The organism is Pseudomonas urmiensis, assembly GCF_014268815.2.
GTDB lineage: Bacteria > Pseudomonadota > Gammaproteobacteria > Pseudomonadales > Pseudomonadaceae > Aquipseudomonas > Aquipseudomonas urmiensis.
Window position 1 is genome coordinate 379,574 of sequence record NZ_JABWRE020000001.1, and the last position, 24,238, is coordinate 403,811.

Sequence of the window (24,238 nt, forward strand, 5' to 3'; positions counted from 1 at the left end):
GCGGGTGCCGAGCACCCGCCTACTGCATTCAACGGTAGCTGATACCTGGCTGGGCCGTGGAAACACGGGTGCCGGCAGTGCCTTTGACGATGTCCTCGATGTTTTCCAGCGAGCTGATCACCGCGACCTTGCCGGTTTTACGGGCAAAGTCACTGGCGGCCTGCACCTTCGGCCCCATGGAACCGGCGGCGAAGCCTAGGCGCTCGAGTTCGTCGGGGTGCGCCTGGGCAATGGCTTTCTGCGTCGGCTTGCCCCAGTCAATATAGGCCGCATCCACGTCGGTGGCGATGATCAAAAGGTCGGCCTCCAGCTGTTCGGCGAGCAGCGCCGAACACAGGTCTTTGTCGATCACCGCTTCGATGCCCTTGAGCTTGCGATTTTCGTCGTACATGGTCGGAATGCCGCCGCCGCCGGCACAGATGACAATGCTGCTTTTTTCCAGCAGCCACTTGATCGGGCGGATTTCGAAAATGCGCTTGGGCTTGGGGCTGGCGACCACTCGCCGGTACTTGTCGCCGTCGGCCTTGACCACCCAGCCTTTTTCCTTGGCCAGGCGCTCGGCTTCTTCCTTGGAGTAGACCGGGCCAATGAACTTGGTCGGGTCTTTGAAGGCCGGGTCATTGGCGTCGACTTCGACCTGGGTCAGCAGGGTGGCGAACGGCACTTCGAAGGCCAGCAGGTTGCCCAGTTCCTGTTCGATCATGTAGCCGATCATGCCTTCGGTTTCAGCGCCGAGCACATCCAGCGGGTAGGCTTCGTCGGGTTTGTAGGACAGCGCCTGAAGCGACAGCAGGCCGACCTGCGGGCCGTTCCCGTGAGCGATGACCAGTTCATTACCAGGGTGGATCTTGGCGATTTGCTCGGTAGCGGTGCGGATATTGGCGCGCTGGTTGTCAGCGGTCATCGGCTCGCCGCGGCGTAGCAGGGCGTTGCCGCCCAATGCAACAACGATACGCATGATGAAGTGTCCTTCAGAGAGAATGTGGGGCGGGCCCGTGGAAGCGGGCTTGCCCCGCGATGGCGTCGTTGCGGCTGGCGCAATCGCGGGGCAAGCCCGCTCCCACAAAAGCCCCTGCTCGGGGGTTACAGGTCAGCCAGGGTCGAGACCAGAATCGCCTTGATCGTATGCATGCGGTTTTCCGCCTGCTCGAAGGCGATACACGCTGGCGACTCGAACACGTCATCGGTCACTTCGATGCCGTTCTTCAGGTTCGGATACTGCTCGGCGATCTGTTTGCCGACCTTGGTGTCGGAGTTGTGGAACGCCGGCAGGCAGTGCATGAACTTGGCCCGTGGGTTGCCGGTGGCTTTCATCAACTCGGCGTTGACCTGGTAGGGCAGCAGTTGCTGGATACGTTCGCCCCAGGCTTCGACCGGCTCACCCATCGATACCCAAACGTCGGTATGCACGAAGTCCACGCCTTTGACCGCTGCTTTCGGGTCTTCGGTGAGGGTGATGCGCGCACCGCTTTCTTCTGCGTACTTCTTGCAGCGCTCGACCAGGTCATCATGTGGCCACAATGCCTTGGGCGCGGCGATACGCACGTCCATGCCGAGCTTGGCGCCGATCAGCAGCAGCGAGTTGCCCATGTTGTTACGGGCGTCGCCCAGGTAGGCGTAGCTGATGTCGTGGATCGGCTTGTCGCTGTTTTCGCGCATGGTCAGCACGTCGGCGATCATTTGGGTCGGGTGATATTCATCGGTCAGGCCGTTGAAGACGGGTACGCCGGCGAACTTGGCCAGCTCCTCGACGATTTCCTGCTTGAAGCCACGGTACTCGATCGCGTCGTACATGCGCCCGAGCACCCGGGCGGTGTCCTTCATGCTCTCTTTGTGGCCAATCTGCGAGGAATTGGGGTCGATGTAGGTAACGTTGGCGCCCTGGTCGTAAGCGGCGACTTCGAATGCACAGCGGGTGCGGGTCGAGGTCTTTTCGAAGATCAGGGCGATGTTGTTGCCCTTCAGGTGTTGCTGCTCGGTGCCGGTGTACTTGGCGCGTTTCAGATCGCGGGACAGGTCGAGCAGGTAACGCAACTCGCGCGTGGTGTGGTGTTCCAGGCTGAGCAAGTTACGGTTATGAATGTTGAACGCCATGATGATTCTCCTTGAGTTCGGTAATCGGCCCGGCCGGCGCTTTGTAAGCGCGGCCGGGTTGATGGTCGTTTAGTAGTCGATTGGGTCGCGAATGATTGGGCAGGTCATGCAGTGGCCACCGCCACGGCCGCGGCCCAGCTCACCGGCGCTGATGGTGATGACTTCCACCCCGGCCTTGCGCAGCAGGGTGTTGGTGTAGGTGTTGCGGTCGTAGCCGATGACCACGCCAGGCTCCACGGCCACTACGTTGTTACCGTCATCCCACTGTTCGCGTTCGGCGGCGAAGCTGTTGCCGCCGGTTTCGACCACGCGCAGTTGCTTGAGGTTGAGCGATTCGGCCACCACCTCGATGAACGATTTGTTCTCGCGACGCACATCCATGCCATACGGCTTGCTGCTGTCTGGGCGGATGACGAACGGCACGATCTCTTTGACCACTTCTGGGAAGATCGTGACCAGGTCGCGGTCGCAGAAGCTGAACACCGTGTCCAGGTGCATCGCAGCGCGAGATTTCGGCAAGCCGGCGACCACCACTTTTTCCACTGCGCCCTTGGCGAACAGCGATTGGGCCAGTTGGCCGATGGCTTGGCGCGAGGTGCGCTCACCCATGCCGATCAACACCACGCCATTGCCGATCGGCATGACGTCGCCGCCTTCCAGGGTGGCCTTGCCGTGGTCTTTGTCCGGGTCGCCGTACCAGACTTCGAAGTCGGCGCCGGTGAACTCGGGGTGGAACTTGTAGATCGCGCTGGTCAGCAGGGTTTCCTGACGTCGCGCTGGCCAGTACATCGGGTTCAGGGTCACGCCACCGTAGATCCAGCAGGTGGTGTCACGGGTGAACTGGGTGTTGGGCAGCGGGTCGAGGAGGAAGCTGGAGTGGCCCAGGTAGTCGCGGTACATCTTGATCACGCTGGCGCCTTCGCTGTCGGGCAGGTCTTCACCGGCCACGCCGCCGATCAGGAACTCGGCCAGCTTGCGTGGCTCCAGTCCTTCGAGCCAGCTGCGCACTTCGTTGGTCAGGCCAACGCCAACGGTATCTGGGGTGATCTTGCGATCGAGGATCCATTTCAGCGCTTCAGGATTCTGGATGGTCTCGGTCAGCAGGTTGTGCATTTCCAGCACTTCGATGCCGCGCTCACGCATTTTGGTGACGAAGTCGAAGTGGTCGCGCTTGGCCTGGTTGACCCAGATGACGTCATCGAACAACAGGTCGTCGCAGTTGCTCGGGGTCAGGCGCTGGTGGGCAAGGCCCGGGGAGCAAACCATCACTTTGCGCAGTTTGCCGGCTTCGGAATGGACGCCGTACTTAACTTTATCGGTGGACATGGTTCATTGCCTCCATCATGCAAATTCAGTGATTACAGAGTCAGGAATCCGTCGTACAGGCCATAGGCCGCGACCAGCGCGCCCACGACTACGGCGGCGAAGATCAGCTTCTCCACGTTGGTAAAAATCGGTTGGCCCAGTTCGCGCTTGGCCTTGGCGAACAGGATCGCGCCAGGGGCATACAGCAGGGCCGACAGCAGCAGGTACTTGACCCCGCCGGCATACAGCAGCCAGACCGCATAGAGCAGGGCGATGGCGCCGATGATCAGGTCTTTGTTGCGCTCGCCGGGGGCTTGTTCATAGGTCTCGCCGCGCAAGGCCATGAGGAAGCCGTAGGCCGCCGACCACAGGTAAGGCACCAGGATCATCGAGGTGGCGAGGTAGATCAGCGACAGATAGGTACTGGCCGAGAACAGCGTGATGACCAGGAAGATCTGCACCATGGCGTTGGTCAGCCACAGGGCATTGGCCGGCACATGGTTGGCGTTCTCGCGGCGCAGGAACTCCGGCATGGTGTGGTCTTTGGCGGCGGCGAACATGATCTCCGCACACAGCAGTACCCACGACAGCAGGGCACCCAGTAGCGAGATGATCAGGCCGACGCTGATCAGCACCGCACCCCAGTGGCCGACCACGTGCTCAAGCACGGCCGCCATCGACGGGTTCTGCAGCTTGGCCAGCTCAGGTTGAGTCATCACGCCCATCGACAGCACGTTGACCAGCACCAGGAACAGCAGCACGGTGATGAAGCCGATGACCGTGGCTTTACCCACGTCCGAGCGTTTTTCTGCCCGTGAGGAGAAGATGCTCGCGCCCTCGATGCCGATGAACACCCAGACGGTGACCAGCATCATGTTGCGCACCTGGTTCATCACGCTGCCCAGGTCTGGCGAACCCAGGCCCCAGATGTCGGCGGTGAACACGTCGAGCTTGAAGGCGAACAGGCAGATCAGGGCGAACAGCGCCAGCGGCACGACCTTGGCCACGGTGGTGACCAGGTTGATGAACGCCGCTTCCTTGATCCCGCGCAGTACCAGAAAGTGCACTGCCCAGAGCAGGATCGACGCGCCGATCACTGCCGCCGGGGTATTGCCCTCACCGAAGATCGGGAAGAAGTAGCCCAGGGTACTGAACAGCAAGACGAAGTAACCGACGTTGCCCAACCAGGCGCTGATCCAGTAACCCCATGCTGAAGAGAAGCCCATGTAGTCGCCAAAACCGGCCTTGGCGTAGGCATACACCCCGCCATCGAGGTCAGGTTTACGGTTGGCCAGGGTCTGGAACACGAAGGCCAAGGTGAGCATGCCCACCGCGGTGATGGCCCAGCCGATCAGCACGGCACCAACACCGGCACTGGCAGCCATGTTTTGCGGCAAGGAGAAGATCCCGCCGCCAATCATCGAGCCGACGACAAGTGCAACAAGTGCACCGAGTTTTAGTTTTTCGGGAGAATCAGACATTTAACAACTCCGTACCAGGAGAAAGTTGACGACAGAATAAAACTGACGCCGGGGTCATTCGCTGATGTAGATCAGTTCATGACGACGTAAAGTGAGAAAAATCCTTCACGCGTCTCCTGGAGAGTGCCGACAGCTCTGCCGCAGGCCTTGTGCGCTGGCACCTCCATGTACATCTAGAGCAAACGCTCTGTTTCGCCTGCGAACTTTGAAGCTAGTCGCTTTTGAGTAAGAAGCAAATTTTTCAGGAAAAAGACGGTGGTATCCTGAACGGCATGGATATATCCACATATCCGGCAGGGTTAGTTGCCAGCTGCATAGACGGGCTAGTTATGAGCCCGGCAGATTTCATCACGTGGTCTAATATAAAAGCGCCGCCGCTATATATGAATGCAAGGGGTGTTACATGGGTATGACACTGCGCCGCCGGGGCCGCTGGGCGGGCCTTTTTCTGGGTACTGATCGGGAGGTGCCATGAGCGAGCCGGGACAAAAACTGCGGCTCGGCGCGTTGATCGCCTTGGTGGTCGGCTCGATGATCGGCGGTGGGATTTTCTCGTTGCCGCAGAACATGGCAGCGCGCGCCGATGTCGGCGCCGTGCTGATCGGCTGGGGCATTACCGCCGTGGGCATGCTGGCCTTGGCCTTCGTGTTCCAGACGCTGGCCAATCGCAAGCCGGAGCTGGATTCGGGGGTGTATGCCTACGCCAAGGCTGGGTTTGGCGAGTACATGGGCTTTTCGTCAGCGTGGGGTTACTGGATCAGCGCCTGGTTGGGCAACGTCGGTTACTTCGTCCTGCTGTTCAGTACCTTGGGTTTTTACTTTCCGGTGTTCGGCGAGGGCAACACGCCGATCGCCATCGCTTGCGCCTCGTTGCTGCTGTGGGCGGTGCACTTTTTGGTCCTGCGCGGGATCAAGGAAGCGGCGTTCATCAACCAGGTGACCACGGTGGCCAAGGTATTGCCACTGCTGATGTTCATCGTGATTGCTGCCTTTGCCTTTCGCGCCGATATCTTCACCCGCGATATCTGGGGCCTGAGCAACCCCCAGTTCGGTAGCGTCATGGAGCAGGTGCGCAACATGATGCTGGTGACGGTGTTCGTGTTCATCGGCATCGAAGGCGCCAGCGTTTATTCAGGGCGAGCGCAGCGCCGCTCGGACGTGGGCAAGGCGACGGTGATCGGTTTTCTTGGGGTGTTGGCCTTGCTGGTGCTGGTCAACGTGCTGTCGCTGGGGGTCATGACCCAGCCTGAGCTGGCGGGGTTGCAGAATCCATCGTTGGCCTCGGTGCTGGAACACATCGTCGGCCCATGGGGGGCCTTGCTGATCAGCATCGGCCTGGCGGTGTCGCTGCTCGGTGCGCTGCTGTCGTGGGCGCTGCTGTGCGCGGAGATCCTCTTCGCCACCGCCCGCGACAAGACCATGCCACGCTTTCTGACCCGGGAGAATGCCAACCAAGTGCCAGCCAATGCCTTGTGGCTGACCAACTGCATGATCCAAGGGTTCTTGCTGATCACGCTGTTTTCAGCAGGGACTTACACCAGCCTGATTTACCTGGCCTCGTCGATGATCCTGGTGCCGTACCTGTGGTCGGCGGCCTATGCGGTGCTGCTGGCGGTGCGCGGGGAGGGCTATGAAGGCCAGGCCAATCTGCGACGCAAGGATTTATTGGTTGCGGGAGTGGCGCTGATTTACGCCATCTGGCTGCTGTATGCCGGGGGGCTTAAGTACCTGCTGTTGTCGGCCTTGCTCTATGCACCGGGGGTGATTCTGTTCGCCCGGGCCAAGCATGAGCAGGGGCAGGCCCTGTTTACCAACTGGGAAAAGCTGATTTTTGCAGCGGTGCTGGTGGGCGCGGGGTTGGCGGCCTATGCGCTGTATTCGGGGGTGCTGAGTCTTTGAATCGATAGGATGCTGCAGCTATCGCATCGCGGGGCAAGCCCGCTCAGGCTCAATTGCCGCGCTGACCCTGTAGCGGGCTTGGACTGCGATGCGCGCTGTAGAGATCACCAGTGGGGTGCTGCAGATCCCAGCTCGCAGGCGCCGAAATCCCACCGCAGAACGGCATCGCCCACCGTCAACGGCCCCTTGAGCCGCTGCGCCAGTCCCCACGGCGTTTGCTCCAGATGCAGATCCAGGTCATCCACCGTCTGCGCCGCCAATGGCAAGTCATCCCCCACTGTCCCATGCTCGACCAGCAGTTTCGCCGTACGCGCCAGCGACAAACGTGCGCGGCTCCCTGCGCCGGTGCGCAGGCGCTCTTCCAGGGCACGGATCGCCTCGGCCGCCATCAGATAGCCAGTGGCATGGTCCAGCGCCTGTACCGGCAGCGGCACAGGCTGGTTCGCCTGCTGCCAGCGCATGCCTTCGCGGGCAATCCCCGTGCTCATCTGCACCAGGCTGTCGAAGCCGCGCCGCTCCTTCCAGGGGCCGCTCCAGCCATAGGCGTTGAGGCTGACATCGATCAGCCCGGGGTTGAGCTGGCGCCGTCGTTCATGGCCAAGGCCCAGTCGCTCGAGTGCATCTGCGCGATAGCCGTGAACGAGGATGTCGGCATCGCCCAACAGCCGCTCGAACACCAGGCGATCGGCTCGATCGCGCAAATCCAGGCGTGCGCAGCGCTTGCCCAGGGTGACTTCGGCAACCACTGCCGGCTCTTCCCAGCCCGGGGGATCGATACGCAGTACCTGTGCGCCAAAGCCGGCCAGCAGGCGAGTGGCGATGGGGCCGGCGAGGATGCGCGTAAGGTCGAGTACCTTGATCCCCGCCAATGGCCGTTGGGTAGTGCCGCGCCATTTCAGCGGGGTATCTCTGGCGAAGGTTTCGCGCAGGATCAGCGGCTGCGCATTGACCGCCTGGCCTTGAGGATGCGCGCACCAGTCAAGCCAGCTGCGCATCCGCGCCGCACAACCGCCAGCAGCGACTAGCGCAGACTCCAGCTGGTCGGCGCTCCAGCTCGCTACCTTGCTGGCTACCTCGTTGCGATTGGCGCAGCTGCCCAGTACCCGCTCGACGGCGGCGCGGTGATGTGGGGCATTGGTATGCAGGCGGATCCAGCCGTCGGCACAGGCGTAGTCCCCGGCGATCGCATCCCACAGCCCTGGCGGCTGCCAGCCTTGTGGGCGCAGGCTGCTGGCGAACCAGAACGAGGCCAGGCGTCGGTCGACGCGCACCAATGGGCAATTGTCGGTTTGTTGTTCAAGCAAGCGCGCCAAGGCCAGGCCGGCGGCGCCGATGCTGGCGGCGGCAAGCTCGCTGACAGCGTAGGTCGAGGGCAAGCTGCCGACGCCCTGCCAGCGCAAAGAGGCGGGGTTAAGGGTCAGTGCTTGGCTGATGGTGTCGAGCAACGGCTGCATGCAGGATCCTCCTTGATCGATCCCATTGCAGTACATCCGGCGCCCAGACGCAAATCTCAGCGGGCGTTGTAGCTCGTTGCAGGTGGCGTTGCTCGCTCAGGCCGCGACCAGATCCACAGGTTGCCCAGGGTCATGCCGGTGATCGCCAGGAACACCGGCCAATGGTGTTCAAGGAAGGTCAGCATCACCCCGGCGCACAGCAGCATGCTGATCGTCGCGCTGATCTTGGCCCGACGCTGGATGACCTTGCCGTTGCGCCAGTTGTACAGGATCGGCCCGAACAGCCGGTGATTCTCCAGCCAAGCACTCAAGCGCGGCGAGCTGCGAGTTGCCGCCCAGGCTGCGAGGAGAATGAACTCGGTGGTCGGCAGGCCAGGAATGACGATAGCGACCAGGCCGATCCCCAGGCTCACGTAGGCCAGGATTCCATACAGCAGGCGGGCAAGTTTCGAGCGGGCAGGTCGGGTCATGGTCTCACTGCAAAAACGGCCGGCCACAAGGTCTGTGGCCGGGTAAAGCGTATCAGGCCAGCGCCGCGTCTGCAGCGTAGGCATGCTTGAGCAGCTGAGTGAAGCGCTCGAAGGCGGCGACTGCGCCACGCTCGGCAGCAGCTTCTTCTTCGGCCGACAGCTCCAGGTCATCGAGGATGCGGGTGAACTGCTTCCAGCCCTCGGCGCGCCCGCCGGCAGGCTCGCCCAGGTGCCGCGCGCCAAAGCTGTCCGACAGCTCCAGGGCCACCGCGCGTTTGATCAGGAACGCGGCGCCCAGTTTGGAGCCTTCAGAGACGAAGATCCAGCCCATCGCCTCGCCCAGGCTCGGTTTGCTCAAGGCACCGGCTACCGGCGCAGGGACTTCGGTGTCGAGGTCAGCCAGATCCAGGCGGGCTTGCTCGGCGCGGCAGCGCTCGGCCAGGTCAGGGACGATGGCGATCAGCTGCGGGTCGGTGTACAGCGCCTGCAATTCGGATTGGAACAGGTACTGGGCGACCACGAAGCGCGCGAAGCTCTCGCGGCTGTCGAACGGCGCGTGGGATTTGACCAGCACGTCCAGCTCGCTGTGGGGCGCGTGGGTGATCTGGTTCAGGCGTTGCGAGCGCAGGCTCGGGCGCTCGGCGGTGGTGGCGGTGGTCATGGTCGATCCTTGGGAAATAGGGTGTCTAATGACAAGACGAACAAGAAGACGCAGAACAGTAAAAAAACCTCACCTGCGTTGTGTCGGTAGTAGCCTCGGCGCGGGGCAAACCCGCGCCCACCACAGATGCGAAGAAGGTGAGGGCGGGTGTGTCGCGCGATGAGCCGCTGCTGGGTTGGGTCAGATATCCCAGACCACGTTGATGGCGAAGTTGCGCCCGGGCATGGTCAGGCGGTCCAGATTGGCTGGCTGGGTCGCGCCGGCTTCACCCTGGCCGTCATAGCCGCGTACCGAATCCCACTGCCAGTATTTCTTGTCGGTCAGGTTGTACAGTCCGGCATTGACGGTGATGTCGTCGGTCACTTTGTAGAAACCGCTCAGGTCCAGCACGCCATAGCCGGGAGTGCGGAACTGCTTGCTGGTGCCGTCGGGTGCGAAGAAGGCACTGTCGTCGACTCGGCTCTTGCGCTTGACCAGCGTCCAGCTCAGCAGGCCGCCATAGTTGGCTTGCTCATAACCCAGGCCGAACACACCGGTCAGCGGGTTGACGCTGTTCAGCGGCTGGCCATTGTCATCGTTGCGACCGTGGGCGTAGGCGATCGAGGTTTGGGTGTAGAGACCCTGCGGTGCGCCAAAGTGATCGAGGTTCAGGCGGCCTTTGAACTCGGCGCCCTTGATGGTCGCGTGCTTGATATTGCCAGCGCTGAAGGTCGGGCCGAGGTCGGCGGCCTGCACCGCATCCTCGTCGATGAAATCGCGGTACTTGTTGTAGAACACCGCCACGTCGAAGTTGCCGGCATCGAAGTTGCCCCGCAGACCAGTCTCGTAGCTTTTGCTTTTTTCGGGCTCAAGGTTGGGGTTGCCTTCTACGCGATAACCCAGGGTCGGGTTGTCGAAGCGGCCGTACATCGACTTGGCGGTCGGTGTGCGGAAGCCTTCGGCGTACTGGCCGTACCAGGTGTAGTGGTCGTTGAAGGCGTAGGTCACCCCCAACTTGGGCGATACGCGGTGCCATTTCTTCGGCGAGTCGTCGATGCTGGCGGGCGCGCCTGAGTTGTCGCTGTCCAGGCCGGCGAGGAATGCCTGGGTGATCTTCGGCTCCATGCGCGTGTAGTCGTAACGGGCGCCGGGCAGGAAGGTCCAGTTGTTCCAACGGATCTCGTCCTGGGCGAACACGCTGTAGGTCTTGACGGTCGGGTCGGGGAAGTCGCTGACGTTCAGTCGATCGTCCGGGCTGTCTGCGCCAACGCCGGCGCAGTTGCGGCCAAAGGCCAGGCAAGTGCCGTAGCCTGTGCGCATGCCGGTGACTTGCTCGCGCTTGAAGGTGGCGCCGTAGGTCAGCAGATGCTCAGTGGCGCCGATGCTGAAGGCTTTGTCCAGCTGGGCATCGACTACCCATTGGCGATCTTTGTAAGTGGTTTCGCGGGTACGCAGCACGCGCCGCACGAAGGGTGCATAGATTTCTTCGGTCTGCTGGTCGGTCTTGGCGATCTGGTAGTTGAGGCTCCACTTCATGTGATCGGCCAGCAGCGAATCCAAGCCGAACTCGTGGTTGATGCCGAAACGTTCACGGGTGACGGTGTCATTGCCCAGGCGGCTTTCGTACATGCCGATGCCAACGCCGTTGCCGAAGGGGCCGCCGACTGCGCTGAGGACATTCTGGTCGCGATCATCCTTGTAACGCTCGTAGGTGAACCCCAACCGGGCATCGTCGGCGTAATTCCAGCCGAGCTTGGCCAGTACGTTGGTGGTACGTACGTCTTCAGGGTTGGCCTCGGTACGCGACAGGCCGCTGCCGCCATGCTCGCCGTAGGACTCGGTCTCGTGGCCATTGCGCTGGCTCAGGTGCAGCAGGCCATCGAAGTCGCCGTGCCGGCCAGCGACGGTGGCGGAGGTCAGCCAGCTCTCGTCGGCCGAGCTGTAGCCGGTCTTGAGGCGAGCGCCGACGTCCTTGCCGGGCTTGATGATGTCTTGTGGGTCGAGGGTGAAGTAGCTGACTGCACCGCCGATGGCATTGCTGCCGTACAGCACCGAGGCCGGACCCCGCAGGATCTCGACGCGTTTGACGATCTCCGGGTCGACGTAGTTGCGTTGGGTCTGGGCGTAGGGGCCGTAGAAGAAGCTGTCGGGGATCGACACGCCGTCGACCTGGGTCAGGACGCGCTCGCCATCGATACCGCGAATGTTGTAGCCGTTCAGGCCACTGCGTTGACCGGTGCCACCGACTGAAACGCCGGGCTCATAGCGGACCAGTTGCTGGATGTCATTGACGTTCTGTCGGTCCAGTTGCTCACGGGTCTGCACGCTGACGGTGCTTGGCACCTGGTTGACGTCCTGGGCGCTGCGGGTGGCACTGACGGTCAGTTGCTGCAGGGCGATAGCGTTACCGGTCGACTGGCGCTCGAGCACCACATTGCCGTTGCTGATCTTGCGATAGCTCAGACCGGTGCCGTGCAGCAGGCGCTTGAGGGCGGCTTCGGGTGGCAGCGAGCCCTGAACGCCAGGCGAGGATACGCCCTCGGCGACTTCGGCAGTGAAGCCGACCTGCCAGCCGGTGACTTCGCTGAAGGCATTGATCGCGGCGACCAGCGGTTGCTGGGTGATGGCGAAGCGGTAGTCGCCCATGCGTGGGGTGCTGGCCTGGGTGGGTTCTGCGGCCAGGGCTGGCAGGCTGCAGGTGCCGCTGGCGAGCAGGGCCAAGCTGAGCAGGGACAGTTGCCCCATACGGCGGGAAGATGGAGATGGGCGAGTTGGACCTGTGGACATCGGAGGCGCTCCCTGACGCGCGGGCTGTTATAGGTGCTGGCTGGTTCTGGGTAAAAACAAGAATCAGTTGCATTGGCTATAACGAGACGGGCGTTGAGGGGGGATCGCGTAAAAATAATTTTGGGGTTTGTTGTGGTGGGTTTTGAGGTGGGGTGTGTATATCCATTTGCGATGGAGACGCTGAATCACCTTTCCGCCTTTACGGCGGGTCACTTTTTGGCAAACGCCCCAAAAAGTAACCAAAAAAGGCTGCGCTCCACCATCCGGCCCTACGCTGCGCTTCGGGTCCCTTCGCGCCGGCGCCTTCCGGGCCCGCGCGGCCTACGATTTGCTACGCAAATCTACATCTCGCGCCTTCGGCTACGCCGAAGGGTGCTGGCGCACCTGGCCCTACAGGCACCTCTGCTCAGCCTCCTGAAGTCGCGAATCGGCGTCGTCTGAACTTGCGCGCAGGAAGATCAAGAGCAGGCGAATCGCTACGCTCTCGCCAATGCCAAAGCCAAATTTTGATTTTCTGTTTTGTGTTGTTTGTTCTGGCCTCTTCGCGGGCAAGCCCGCTCCCACAGGTACCGCGCAGATTTCAGTCCAGCGTTGAGCCAGCACTGACACCACGCAGATACTGCGAACCCCACGAAGCCTGTGGGAGCGGGCTTGCCCGCGAAGAGGCCAGAGCATTCACTACACCTGCCACTATCGCCAGATAACGCCAGTCCAGTCGCCGCCACTAACTTCGCGACTTCAGGAGGCCGAGCGTAGGTGTCTGTAGGGCCAGGTGCGCAGCACCCTTCGGCGTAGCCGAAGGCGCGAGATGTAGATTTGCGTAGCAAATCGTAGGCCGCGCGGGCCCGAAAGGCACCGAAGCGAGGGGACCCGAAGCGCAGCGTAGGGCCGGATGGTGGAGCGCAGACTTTTTTGGTTACTTTTTGGGGCGTTTGCCAAAAAGTGACCCGCCGTAAGGGCGGAAAGGTGACTCAGCGTCGCCATCGCCAATGGATATGTCCAAACTTCTACAAGCCCAAACCCAAACCCAACCTCAGTTCAAAATCACCACCGCCGGATACTCATGCAACTGCGCCGAAGTCATATGAGCCAACGCCCGCAGCGTCTCCAGCGGCTGATCCAGCCGATAATTCCCGGTCACCGCCACATGATCCAGTTGATCATTGCGATTGATGATCCACCCAGGATAGTACCGCCGGACCTCGGCAAGCACCTGGCTCAACGGACAGTTCTCGAACACCAGCCGCCCATCGACCCAGGCCAGATCCTTGTGCATGTCAGGCCGCAACCGCTCACCGAAGCCCTGCGGACCAACGCTGATGCTGTCACCGGCCGTGAGCCGGATACGCTGGTCACTCGCCGCCTGCAGATCGACATCCCCCCGCTGCACACGAACCTGCGCCTCGCCATCCAGGTAACGCACCGCAAAATCAGTGTCGCGCACCTGCGCCCGCAGCGGTCCGGCTTGCACTTCAAGAGGCAATTGACTGCCACCGCTCACCTGAAAATATGCCTCGCCCTGCAGCAACCGGGCGACCGGTCGGCCATCGCGCAGATCGCTGGCAAACGCCGAGTTAGTGTTGAGCAACACCTTGGCCCCCTCATCCAGCTGCAAGCGCTGGCGTTCGCCAACCACGGTCAAGTGATCGGCCTGCAAACGCACCGGCAGGTTGCCAAAGGTGAACAGCCCGACCAGCAGCACGGCCGCCGTCGCCAGCGGTTTCCAGTGGCGGCGAACACGTGCGCTCAAGGCGTTGCGGCGGCTTTGATGAATCTGCACGGCGGCCTGGCGCAGGGGCGCGCCATTCCACAAGGCCTCAGCCTCGACGTAGGCCTCGGCATTCTCCGGCGCGGCACTGAGCCAGGTCTCGAACTCATGGGTGTCTGCTTCGCTGGCGCATTGCAGGCGCACCAGCCAGTCCAGCGCCTCGTCCATGGCACGGGCGCGGGCATCGGGCCCGGCGGGTGATGGGCGGGGGGCATGGCTGTCAGTCACGGGTGATCCTTGCGATGAGCGTTTTTTGCAAATGATCATGGCTGCGCCGGGGCAAGGCAAGCGCTTTGCCAAACCCAGGCGGCGAGCGGTCGGCTCACTTGAGTCGATCGGCTACACCCATGCAGATGGCCATGATCAGTTTCAGTTCCTTCTGAACCGTGCTGGCCGAGACGTTCAACTGCTCGGCGATTTCCATGTAGCTGGCGCCATGCAGGCGGCTGAGGATAAAAATTTGCTGCTGGCGCGAGGTCAGCTGGCTGAGGCTCACACTCAGGTGCTTGAGCAGTTGCTCGGCGTGGGCGGCGTCCTCGCTGCTGCTGGCCGGTGCGGCAACGTTGTGCAGCACTTGCTCGGGCACGTCGTCGACCAATGTCCGCGCCTGCACCCGGCGGGCGCGCAAGTGATCGAGGGCGAGGTTGCGCGCCGTCTGGAAGACGAACGGCTCCAGATGCTCGATTGGCCGCTCGCCCAAGGCCCGAGTGACCCGCAGGTAAGTCTCCTGCAGCAGGTCTTCCGCCGTGCTGGGGTTGCCCACCATGCCCTGTAGCGTACGCAGCAGGCTGAGACGCTGGGAGAGGAAAACGGTGTTGAAGCGAGACTGACTCACGGGGAAACCTGACCGATGCGGATGAATGATAATGCTTATCATCCATGCTGTTGGTCAAGCCTTGGACAGGTAAAGAATTGGTAAGGTGATGTTTGCAGGGGTGGGTTCGGGCAGGTGTGTGAGAAGAGGCTCGCCCGCGATAGCGCTGGATCGGACAGCGCTATCGCGGGGCAAGCCCGCTCCCACGTGGCTCCCACGTACCCTGGCTTGCGCCTAGCGTGCGCTACACAGCGCCAGGCAGTTATCCAGCATGCGGTTGGAGAAGCCCCATTCGTTGTCGTACCAGGCCAACACCTTGAGCATGCGGCCATTGGCGCGGGTGTGGTTGGCGTCGAAAATCGACGACAGCGGGTTGTGATTGAAGTCGCACGACACCAGTGGCAGGGCGTTGTAGCCCAGTACACGGGAGTGGCGGCTGGCTTCGAGGAACAGCTGGTTGACCTCTTCGGCGCTGGCCTCGCGCTTGAGGTTCACGGTCAGGTCGACCAACGACACGTTGATCACCGGCACCCGCACGGCCATACCGGTGAGCTTGCCGGCCAACTCCGGCAGGACCAGGCCGACCGCCTCGGCGGCGCCGGTCTTGCTGGGGATCATCGACTGGGTGGCCGAGCGCGCGCGGAACGGGTCGTTGTGGTAGACGTCAGTCAGCACCTGGTCATTGGTGTAGGCATGGATGGTGGTCATCAGGCCTTGCTCGATGCCGAACTCACGGTGCAGCACCTGGGCAATCGGCGCCAAGCAGTTGGTGGTGCACGAGGCGCTGGAGATGATCTGGTGCGAGGCGCGCAGCACGTCATGGTTGACGCCGTACACCACGGTGGCATCGACGCCCTTGCCCGGCGCCGAGATGATCACTTTGCCCGCGCCGGCACTCAGGTGAGCAGCGGCCTTGGCCCGCTCGGTGAACAGCCCGGTACATTCGAACACCACATCGATCGCCTCGGCCTTCCACGGCAGTTCGGCCGGATTGCGGATGGCGCTGACGGCGATGCGGTCGCCATTGACGGTCAGGCTCTCGTGATCGGCCTCGACCTGGGCGTCGAAGATGCCGTGCACGCTGTCGTACTTGAGCAGGTGGGCGTTCATCGCGCTGTCACCCAAGTCGTTGATTGCGACGACCTGCAGGTCCTGGCGGTAGCCTTGGGTATAGAGTGCGCGCAGGACGTTGCGTCCGATGCGGCCGAATCCGTTGATGGCGATGCGAAGGGTCATGGCAATACCTCTGGCAGTCGGGTGAAGGCTGTGGCACAAGGACTGTAGCCAAAAAAAGCATCTTCACTGAAACGGTTTTGTTATTGGAATTACAAGATTATGCGTTGCGGGATAGAAAACAAGCCCTTTTGATGGCAGTATTTTGTTTAAACATACAACGAGTGGTCGGGCGAGCTGTTTCCGCGTTGCACCAGGCACTTTTACCTTGAGCCTAGGTCGCAATCGTTTGGAGGGGAAATGCCGCTTCAGACCACCCTTACAGTCAGCCTGGAGTCCAGTACATGCACCCGCGCATCCTTGAGGTCACCCAACGGCTGACCGAACGCAGCCGTCCCACCCGTGAGCGCTACCTGCAACTGATTCGTGGCGCGGCCAGTGATGGCCCCATGCGCGCCAGTCTGCAGTGCGCCAACTTCGCCCATGGTGTGGCCGGTTGCGGTGCCGAGGACAAGCACAGCTTGCGCATGATGAACGCGGCCAACGTGGCGATCGTCTCGGCCTATAACGACATGCTCTCGGCGCACCAGCCGTACCTGCATTTCCCCGAACAGATCAAACAGGCGCTGCGCGAGATCGGCTCGGTCGGCCAGTTCGCTGGCGGCGTGCCGGCCATGTGCGATGGCGTGACCCAGGGCGAGCCGGGCATGGAGCTGGCCATCGCCAGCCGCGAAGTGATCGCCATGTCCACCGCGATTGCCTTGTCGCACAACATGTTCGATGCCGCGTTGATGCTCGGCATCTGCGACAAGATCGTCCCGGGCCTGATGATGGGCGCGCTGCGCTTCGGCCATCTGCCGACCATTTTCGTCCCCGGCGGGCCGATGCCTTCGGGCATTTCCAACAAGCAGAAGGCCGACGTGCGCCAGCGCTATGCCGAGGGCAAGGCCAGCCGCGAGGAGCTGCTGGAGTCGGAGATGAAGTCCTATCACAGCCCCGGCACCTGCACCTTCTACGGCACCGCCAACACCAACCAGTTGGTGATGGAAGTGATGGGCCTGCACCTGCCCGGCGCCTCGTTCGTCAACCCCTACACGCCACTGCGCGACGCCCTGACGGCCGAGGCGGCGCAGCAAGTGACGCGGATGACCAAGGCCAGCGGCAGCTTCATGCCATTGGGCGAGATCGTCGACGAGAAGGCGTTGGTCAACTCGATCGTCGCCCTGCACGCCACTGGCGGCTCGACCAACCACACCCTGCACATCCCGGCTATCGCTCAGGCAGCAGGCATCCAGCTGACCTGGCAGGACATGGCCGACCTCTCCGAGGTGGTGCCGACGCTGTCGCATGTCTATCCGAACGGCAAGGCCGACATCAACCATTTCCAGGCGGCAGGCGGTATGTCGTTCCTGATTCGCGAGCTGCTCGATGCCGGGCTGCTGCATGAAGACGTCAACACCGTGGCGGGCCACGGCCTGCGCCGCTACACCCAGGAGCCGTTCCTCGAGGATGGCCGCTTGGTCTGGCGCGAAGGCCCGTTGCAGAGCCTGGATGAAAACATCCTGCGCCCGGTGTCTCGGCCATTCTCCGCTGAGGGCGGGCTGCGGGTCATGGAGGGCAACCTGGGCCGTGGGGTGATGAAAGTCTCTGCCGTGGCGCCTGAGCACCAGGTGGTCGAGGCGCCAGCGCGGGTGTTCCATGACCAGCAGTCGCTGGCCGATGCCTTCAAGGCTGGCGAGCTGGAGCGCGACTTCGTCGCCGTGGTGCGCTTCCAGGGGCCGCGCTGCAATGGCATGCCTGAGTTGCACAAGCTCACGCCGTTCCTCGGGGTGTTGCAGGATCGCGGTTACAAGGTGGCACTGGTGACCGATGGACGCATGTCCGGCGCATCGGGCAAGATCCCGGCAGCCATTCACGTTTGCCCGGAAGCCTATGATGGTGGCCCGCTGGCGCGCGTGCGTGATGGTGATATCGTGCGGGTCGATGGTGTCGAAGGCACCTTGCAGCTGATGGTCTCGGCCGACGAACTGGCCAGCCGCGAGCTGCCAGCCGCACCGCTGGGCAATGACCTGGGCTGTGGTCGCGAGCTGTTCGGCTTCATGCGTGTGGCGTTCAGCCCGGCCGAGCAGGGCGCCAGCGCCTTTACCTCTGGCTTGGAGAACCTCAAGTGAAAGACCTGCTGGTTGGCGACATTGGCGGTACCAACGCACGTTTTGCCCTGTGGCGCGACAACCAGCTGCACGCCGTGCAGGTGCTGGCCACCGCCGACTACACCAGCCCCGAGCAGGCAATCGAGGCCTATCTAAGTGAGCAAGGCCTAGCCCGTGGCGGCCTGGCCGCGGTGTGCCTGGCGGTGGCTGGACCGGTGGATGGCGATGAGTTTCGCTTCACCAACAACCACTGGCGCCTGAGCCGCAAGGCGTTCTGCCAGACCCTGCAAGTCGAGCACCTGCAACTGATCAATGATTTTTCCGCGATGGCCCTGGGCATGACCCGCCTGCGCGATGGCGAGTTTCGCCAGGTGTGCGGCGGTGCTGCCGACCCGAGCCGTCCGGCGCTGGTGATCGGGCCTGGCACCGGCCTTGGCGTGGGCAGTTTGCTGCGCTTGGGTGAGCAGCGCTGGCTGGCGTTGCCAGGGGAGGGCGGCCATGTCGACCTGCCGGTGGGCAACGCGCGCGAGGCGGCCATTCACCAAGAGATTCATCGGCAGATCGGCCATGTCAGTGCCGAGACCGTGCTCAGTGGTGGTGGGTTGGTGCGCTTGTATCAGGCGATCTGTGCCTTGGATGGCGACGTCCAGCGGCACACGACCCCGGCGCAGATCACCGATGCGGCTTTGTCCGGTGAGCCACGGGCGTTGGCGGTGGTCGAGCAGTTTTGCCGGTTCCTTGGACGGGTAGCGGGGAACAATGTCCTGACCCTGGGCGCGCGAGGTGGGGTTTATATCGTTGGTGGCGTGATTCCGCGCTTTGCCGAGTTGTTTTTGCGCAGTGGTTTTGCCGCGAGTTTTGCCGACAAGGGGTGCATGAGTGGGTATTTCAGCGGTGTGCCGGTATGGTTGGTGACGGCTGAGTTTTCCGGCTTGCTGGGGGCTGGTGTCGCTCTGCAGCAAACGTTGGAACATTGATATCTTGGGTCCGCTTTGCGGCCCTTCGCGGGCAAGCCCGCTCCCACAAGGATCACGCTGAGCCCTGTGGGAGCGGGCTTGCCCGCGAAGGGCCGCAAAGCGGACCCATCTCGCGGTCACACAACAACAGCGGGCATTCAGACCCGCGCTGAGCAGGGGAAGGGATTTTTGTGAGCACTGCCGCCCGATCGATCCTGATGGTCGATGACGACCAGGAAATCCGCGAACTGTTACAAACCTACCTCAGCCGCTCGGGCTTTCAGGTCCGTGCCGAAGCCGATGGCCAAGGCTTTCGTCAAGCCCTCGACAGCGCACCCTGCGACCTGGTGATCCTCGATGTCATGCTCCCCGACGAAGACGGCTTCAGCCTGTGCCGTTGGGTCCGCCAGCATCCGCGCTTGTCGCGGGTGCCGATCATCATGCTCACCGCCAGCTCCGACGAGGCCGACCGGGTCATCGGCCTGGAACTGGGCGCTGACGATTACCTCGGCAAACCGTTCAGCCCACGCGAGTTGCAGGCCCGCATCAAGGCCCTGCTGCGCCGCGCTGAATTTGGCCAGGCTGCACCGAGCAGTGCGGTGCTGGCTTTTGACGACTGGCGTCTGGATACCGTCAGCCACCGCTTGTTCCACCGCGACGGCGAAGAGGTGATCCTCTCCGGCGCCGACTTTGCCTTGCTCAAGCTGTTTCTCGACAACCCGCAGCAGATCCTCGACCGCGACACCATCGGCAATGCCACCCGTGGGCGCGAGCCGATGCCGCTGGACCGCATCGTCGACATGGCGGTCAGCCGCTTGCGCTCGCGTCTGCGCGATACCGACAAGCCGCCGCGCTTGATCCGTACCGTGCGTGGCAGCGGCTACCTGTTGGCGGCACATGTCTGCCCCGCTAACTGAGCGCCGTTGGCGCCTGCTGCCGCGCTCGTTGCTCGGAAGGATGCTGCTGCTGACGTTGTTGGTGGTGCTGCTCGCCCAGGGTTTGTCGAGCCTGATCTGGGTCGCGCAACTGCGCGCCAGCCAGCTGCAGGGGCTACGGGCCAGTGCCAGTAGCCTGGCCCATTCGATGAGTGCCAGCGTCAGTTACTTTCGTTCGCTGCCCGTGGCCTACCGGCCGATGGTGCTCGACCAATTGCGCAGCATGGGTGGCACGCGGTTTTTCGTTTCGCTCAACGATAAGCCGCTGGACATGGCCGTGCTGCCGATCACCCCACGCAAGCAGGCCGTGATCGAGGTGTTCCAACAGGTGCTGCATGAGCGGCTCGGCCAGCAGATCGAAGTGTCCGTCGAGTTCGTCAGCCCCGATGAGCTGCGCATCTTCAACAGCGGGCTCAAGCTCGATGAACTGCCGCGCTCGTGGGCGCATTATTCGCTGACCCTCGAGCCGCTCAATCCGCCGGTGTTGGTGACGCAGATTCGCCTGGGCCAGGGCGAGTGGCTGTATATCGCCTCGCTGCTGCCCGAGCCCTATACCAGCCTTGAGGCCGAACGGCTGCCCCGCCAGCAGATGGGTTTCATCGCCCTGACCACCGCCATGCTGTTGCTGTTCATCGGCTTGCTGGTGCATTGGCAAAGCCGGCACTTGAAGCGCCTGGCGCGGGCGGCGCGAGAGTTGTCGCTGGGCGCCGATGTAGCGCCGGTGGTCGAAGGTGGCGGCAGTGAAGTGGTCGAAGTGGGGCGCGCGTTCAACAGCATGCGTGAACGCATCAGTCGCTACCTGACGGAGCGCAGCCAGCTGTTCAGTGCCATTTCCCATGACCTGCGCACGCCAATCACCCGCCTGCGGCTGAGGGTCGAGTTGCTCGAAGACGAGCGTCAGCAAGCCAAGTTCAGCCGTGATCTGGATGAGCTGGAGCTGCTGGTCAAAGGTGCCTTGCAGTGCGTGAAGGACACCGACATTCACGAGAACATCGAGCCGATCGACCTCAATCAAATGCTGGAGATCCTGGCTGAGCCGTATCTGGGTGATGGCCGCATTACCCTGGAGGGCAGTGCCCAGGCGCCTTATCCAGGCAAGGCCCTGGCGCTGCGCCGGTGCATTGGCAACCTGATCGATAACGCCATCAAGTACGGCGAGCGCGCGCATTTGCGCATCATCGATGGCGCCGAAGGGTTTGTCTTGCAGGTGGATGATCAGGGCCCGGGCGTGCCGCAGCAGCAGATGGAGCAGGTGTTCGAGCCGCACTTTCGCCTGGCGGGCAAGCAACAGGGTTATGGCTTGGGGTTAGGGATCGCACGCAACATTGCCCACAGTCATGGGGGCGAAGTGAGCCTGTTGAATTTGCGTGAGGGTGGGCTGCGGGTGACCTTGTGTCTGCCACGTACGCCTGAGTGACCTGACACTACAAAGCCCAGAAATGTCACCACCAGGTGACATTCGCACAAGCCTTCGTGACATGGCAGCCACCGAGCGCTGGCTAGAATCTCGCTTCACGACAGGCATCTGGCCTGTCCTCGACAAGGACGAAGTAGATCGATGAGCACCGATCAATTTCCGCTCACCCGTTCGCTCGATTCACCCGCGCATCTCACTTGGTTGCTGGCTGAAGGGCAACGGTTGGTCTCATTCGCCAAGGCTTCGCGACTTGCCGAAGGCTTCGCCGGCCTCGATGCACAAGGACGTTTGCCCAACGAGGCCATCGCCGAAACCATCATCACTGCGCGTATGACCCACTGCTTCGCCATGGCCCATGTGCAAGGCATTCCAGGCTGTTTGGCCCTGGTCGAACATGGTGTGGCGGCCCTCAGCGGCCCACTCTGCGACGCCCGCTTCGGCGGTTGGTACGCTAAGCCCGCTCGCTATGGCGATACCGGCAAGGCGGCCTACCTGCATGCCTTCGTCGCCCTGGCGGCCAGCTCTGCAGTAGTCGCCGGCAGCACCGCTGCGCCGCAGCTGTTACAGGCGGCAAGCGAGATCATCGAAAGGCATTTCTGGAGCGACGAGGAGGGCGCCCTGCGTGAAAGTTTCAGCCGCGACTGGCAGCAGGAGGAAGCCTACCGCGGTGCTAACAGCAACATGCACGCGACCGAGGCGTTCCTCGCCCTGGCCGATGTCACCGGCGACAGCGTCTGGTTGGATCGCGCGCTTAGGATCGTCGAACGCATCATCCATGGCCAGGCGCGGGCCAACGGTTACCAGGTCATCGAGCATTTCGACCCGCGCTGGCAAGCACTGGCGCAGTACAACGCGGCGAACCCTGCCGATGGCTTTCGTCCCTATGGCATCACCCCCGGGCACGGCTTCGAATGGTCACGCTTGCTCTTGCACCTGGAGGCCGCGCGCCAGTTGGCCAGCCTGGCCACGCCTGACTGGCTGCTGCCCGCCGCCCGTGTCCTGTTCGACAGCGCCTGTGAACACGGTTGGCACGCCGACGGTGCCCCAGGCATCGTCTACACCCTGGATTGGGATAAGCGCCCGGTAGTGCGCCAGCGCCTGCACTGGACCCACGCCGAAGCCAGCGCTGCCGCCGCAGCGTTATGGCGGCGCACCGGCGAGGCCCATTACCAGGGCTGGTACCACTGTTTCTGGACGTTCATCGATAGCCACTTGATCGACCGCGCCGCTGGCAGTTGGCACCACGAGTTGGACCCAGATAATCGCCCCAGCGCCAGCATCTGGGGCGGCAAACCCGACCTCTACCATGCCTACCAGGCCGTGCTGCTACCTGCTTTGCCGCTGGCGCCCAGCCTGGCTACTGCACTCGCCCGGGCCAATGTAACCAAGTGATGACATTCGCACAGCGCTTCGTTACCTGGCGCCATCCAAGGCGTTATTACACTGCTCTGCAACGCAAGCGACAGTCTTGCACTGCATAACAACAAGAAAGGTACTCCGATGAATTCGACTCTCCGCCTCGCCGCCGCGATCTCTCTTGCCTCGTTATTCCCCCTCAGCGCCCTGGCCGCCGATTCCAAAGGCAGCGTGGAAGTGGTGCATTGGTGGACTTCGGGCGGCGAGAAAGCCGCGGTCGACGTACTCAAAGCCCAGGTCGAGAAAGATGGGTTCACCTGGAAAGATGGCGCAGTCGCAGGCGGTGGCGGTGCAACGGCCATGACGGTGCTCAAAAGCCGTGCAGTCGCCGGCAACCCGCCAGGCGTCGCCCAGATCAAGGGGCCGGATATCCAGGACTGGGCCTCCACCGGGCTGCTCGACAGCGACGTACTCAAGGATGTAGCCAAGGCCGAGAACTGGGACGCTCTGCTGGAGAAGAAGGTCGCCGACACCGTCAAGTTCGACGGCGACTACGTGGCGGTGCCGGTGAACATTCACCGGGTCAACTGGTTGTGGATCAACCCTGAAGTGTTCAAGAAAGCCGGTATCGACAAACCGCCGACCACCCTCGAAGAATTCTATGCCGCTGGCGACAAGCTCAAGGCCGCAGGCTTCATCGCGCTCGCCCATGGTGGCCAGCCGTGGCAGGACAGCACCGTATTCGAAGCGGTAGTGCTGTCGGTGATGGGGGCGGACGGCTACAAGAAAGCCTTCGTCGACCTCGATAACGCCACCCTGACCGGTCCGGACATGGTCAAGTCGCTGACCGAGCTCAAGCGAGTCGCAACCTACATGGATGTCGACGGCAAAGGCCAGGACTGGAACCTGGAGGCGGCCAAGGTCATCAATGGCAAGGCCGGCATGCAGGTCATGGGCGACTGGGCCAAGAGCGAATGGACCTTGGCCAAGAAGGTCGCCGGCCAGGATTACCAGTGCGTGCCGTTCCCCGGCACCGACAAGGCCTTCACCTACAACATCGACTCGCTGGTGGTGTTCAAGCAGAAGGACGCCGGTACTTCCGCCGGCCAGCAGGACATCGCCAAGGTGGTCATGGGCGAGAACTTCCAGAAACTGTTCAGCACCAACAAAGGCTCGATCCCGGTGCGCAAGGACCTGCTCGCCGACATGGCCAAGCATGGCTTCGATGCCTGCGCGCAAACCTCGGCCAAGGACTTCCTTGCCGACGCCCAGAACGGCGGCCTGCAACCGAGCATGGCGCACAACATGGCGACCAACCTGGCGGTGCAGGGCGCGTTCTTCGATGTGGTGACCAACTACATCAATGACCCCAAGGCCGATCCTGCGGATGCTGCGAAGAAGCTGGGTGCAGCGATCAAGGCGGCGCAATAGCACGCCTCTGAAGCCATCGCCGCTGCAACTTGCCCTTGCTATCCACTGAGGGGGGGGGCGGGCCGGCCTCTTCGCGGGCCGGCCCGCTCCCACAGGGATCGTGCTGCC

General features: G+C 62.5%; 18 protein-coding genes. 7 read left to right on the plus strand and 11 right to left on the minus strand.

What is annotated here, in order from left to right; genetic code table 11:
* Positions 1-28: 28 nt before the first annotated feature.
* From arcC to arcD (HU737_RS01720), 4 genes are all read right to left on the minus strand, one after another.
* Positions 29-958, minus strand: a complete 930-nt coding sequence (gene arcC, locus HU737_RS01705; RefSeq protein WP_186556441.1) for a carbamate kinase — start codon at positions 956-958, stop codon at positions 29-31.
* Positions 959-1,083: 125 nt separating this feature from the next.
* A complete protein-coding gene (locus HU737_RS01710; RefSeq protein WP_186556440.1) occupies positions 1,084-2,094 on the minus strand; it encodes an ornithine carbamoyltransferase in 1,011 nt (336 codons plus the stop codon).
* Between the two features lie 69 nt (positions 2,095-2,163).
* Positions 2,164-3,420, minus strand: a complete 1,257-nt coding sequence (gene arcA, locus HU737_RS01715; protein ID WP_186556439.1) for an arginine deiminase — start codon at positions 3,418-3,420, stop codon at positions 2,164-2,166.
* Between the two features lie 32 nt (positions 3,421-3,452).
* Positions 3,453-4,880, minus strand: a complete 1,428-nt coding sequence (gene arcD / locus HU737_RS01720; RefSeq protein ID WP_186556438.1) for an arginine-ornithine antiporter — start codon at positions 4,878-4,880, stop codon at positions 3,453-3,455.
* 471 nt (positions 4,881-5,351) lie between these two features.
* Between arcD (HU737_RS01720) and arcD (HU737_RS01725) the strand changes: the two genes are divergently transcribed.
* Complete coding sequence (arcD, locus tag HU737_RS01725; RefSeq protein ID WP_186556437.1) at positions 5,352-6,779, plus strand: arginine-ornithine antiporter; 1,428 nt, start codon at positions 5,352-5,354, stop codon at positions 6,777-6,779.
* Positions 6,780-6,883: 104 nt separating this feature from the next.
* Here arcD (HU737_RS01725) and HU737_RS01730 read toward each other — a convergent pair whose 3' ends face one another.
* The 7 genes from HU737_RS01730 to gap form a co-directional block, all read right to left on the minus strand.
* Complete coding sequence (locus tag HU737_RS01730; protein WP_186556436.1) at positions 6,884-8,233, minus strand: CoA transferase; 1,350 nt, start codon at positions 8,231-8,233, stop codon at positions 6,884-6,886.
* Between the two features lie 56 nt (positions 8,234-8,289).
* Entirely contained in the window at positions 8,290-8,703 is a 414-nt protein-coding gene (locus HU737_RS01735) for a YbaN family protein (RefSeq protein ID WP_186556435.1), read from the minus strand.
* A gap of 52 nt (positions 8,704-8,755) precedes the next feature.
* A complete protein-coding gene (locus tag HU737_RS01740) occupies positions 8,756-9,364 on the minus strand; it encodes a biliverdin-producing heme oxygenase (protein ID WP_186556434.1) in 609 nt (202 codons plus the stop codon).
* A gap of 180 nt (positions 9,365-9,544) precedes the next feature.
* A complete protein-coding gene (locus HU737_RS01745; protein ID WP_186556433.1) occupies positions 9,545-12,130 on the minus strand; it encodes a TonB-dependent receptor in 2,586 nt (861 codons plus the stop codon).
* Positions 12,131-13,163: 1,033 nt separating this feature from the next.
* Positions 13,164-14,126 carry a FecR family protein gene (locus HU737_RS01750; protein WP_186556432.1) on the minus strand — a complete coding sequence of 321 codons (963 nt, stop codon included), beginning with the start codon at positions 14,124-14,126 and terminating at the stop codon, positions 13,164-13,166.
* A 94-nt stretch (positions 14,127-14,220) separates the two neighbouring features.
* Entirely contained in the window at positions 14,221-14,733 is a 513-nt protein-coding gene (locus HU737_RS01755) for an RNA polymerase sigma factor (RefSeq protein ID WP_186556431.1), read from the minus strand.
* A gap of 213 nt (positions 14,734-14,946) precedes the next feature.
* Complete coding sequence (gene gap, locus HU737_RS01760; RefSeq protein ID WP_186556430.1) at positions 14,947-15,948, minus strand: type I glyceraldehyde-3-phosphate dehydrogenase; 1,002 nt, start codon at positions 15,946-15,948, stop codon at positions 14,947-14,949.
* A 281-nt stretch (positions 15,949-16,229) separates the two neighbouring features.
* Between gap and edd the strand changes: the two genes are divergently transcribed.
* The 6 genes from edd to HU737_RS01790 all read left to right on the plus strand — a co-directional run bounded on the left by edd (position 16,230) and on the right by HU737_RS01790 (position 24,130).
* Entirely contained in the window at positions 16,230-18,056 is a 1,827-nt protein-coding gene (gene edd / locus HU737_RS01765; RefSeq protein WP_186556429.1) for a phosphogluconate dehydratase, read from the plus strand.
* The gene (locus HU737_RS01770) at positions 18,053-19,012 is read left to right on the plus strand and encodes a glucokinase (RefSeq protein WP_186556428.1); all 960 of its coding nucleotides are present in this window, start codon (positions 18,053-18,055) and stop codon (positions 19,010-19,012) included. Before edd ends, HU737_RS01770 begins: the two co-directional genes overlap by 4 nt.
* Before the next feature lie 170 nt (positions 19,013-19,182).
* Positions 19,183-19,908, plus strand: a complete 726-nt coding sequence (locus HU737_RS01775) for a response regulator (protein ID WP_186556427.1) — start codon at positions 19,183-19,185, stop codon at positions 19,906-19,908.
* The gene (locus HU737_RS01780; RefSeq protein WP_186556426.1) at positions 19,889-21,343 is read left to right on the plus strand and encodes an ATP-binding protein; all 1,455 of its coding nucleotides are present in this window, start codon (positions 19,889-19,891) and stop codon (positions 21,341-21,343) included. The genes HU737_RS01775 and HU737_RS01780 overlap by 20 nt, the downstream gene beginning before the upstream one ends.
* 141 nt (positions 21,344-21,484) lie before the next feature.
* Positions 21,485-22,735 carry a D-mannose isomerase gene (locus HU737_RS01785; RefSeq protein ID WP_186556425.1) on the plus strand — a complete coding sequence of 417 codons (1,251 nt, stop codon included), beginning with the start codon at positions 21,485-21,487 and terminating at the stop codon, positions 22,733-22,735.
* 108 nt (positions 22,736-22,843) lie between these two features.
* The gene (locus tag HU737_RS01790) at positions 22,844-24,130 is read left to right on the plus strand and encodes an ABC transporter substrate-binding protein (RefSeq protein WP_186556424.1); all 1,287 of its coding nucleotides are present in this window, start codon (positions 22,844-22,846) and stop codon (positions 24,128-24,130) included.
* The last annotated feature ends 108 nt before the right edge of the window (positions 24,131-24,238 follow it).